Consider the following 671-nt stretch of genomic DNA (forward strand, 5'->3'; position numbering starts at 1 on the left):
AGCAGCTGTGTACCATTAATGGCGAGCAATGGAAGCTATACATTTACCTGTTCAACACCAGGTGATTACAATTTCAATGTACCAGTATGTCCTGTAGGAGTAAGTGTAAATTGCCCAACTGTACCATTGAAGATAACAGTGAGCAATCCAAGCACACCAAGTAGCAACAGTCCGATAGTAAATCCAGACATTGCGAGTTTACTATCAGGAAATACTGTAACTGTAAAAACCTTGGCTAATGATGCGAGTGGTAATCCATCAGCTCCATTAAGTCCATCAACAGTTACGATAGTTACAACACCAAAAAATGGAACGGCGAGTGTTAATCCTTTGACAGGTGATATTACATACACACCAAATACAGGATTTGTGGGTAGTGATACCTTGACATACAAAGTGTGTGATACATCAGTACCGGCGAAATGTGGAACAGCCCAACAGATATTCACAGTATTACCGACGACATCAGCAAACACGACAGTGGCAGTAGATGATTATAATGCAACACCGATGAACACTGCAGTAAGTGGTAATGTGAAGACAAATGATAGTGATCCACAAGGCAATACTCAGACAGTTACTGCGGGAATAACCAATGTATCAGGAGTTGGAAGTTTGGATTTGAAATCAGATGGATCTTATGTATTCACTCCAACTGTGGGTTTTGTAGG

Annotated in this window: 1 protein-coding gene; it reads left to right on the forward strand. The window is 40.8% G+C overall.

Annotation, left to right across the window (positions count from 1 at the left end):
• The coding region (locus ABR854_RS25785) for an Ig-like domain-containing protein (protein WP_350268732.1) at nt 1-671 on the forward strand (671 nt) is incomplete at both ends.

Origin of the sequence: Emticicia sp. W12TSBA100-4 (assembly GCF_040253585.1) — a bacterium.
GTDB lineage: Bacteria > Bacteroidota > Bacteroidia > Cytophagales > Spirosomataceae > Emticicia.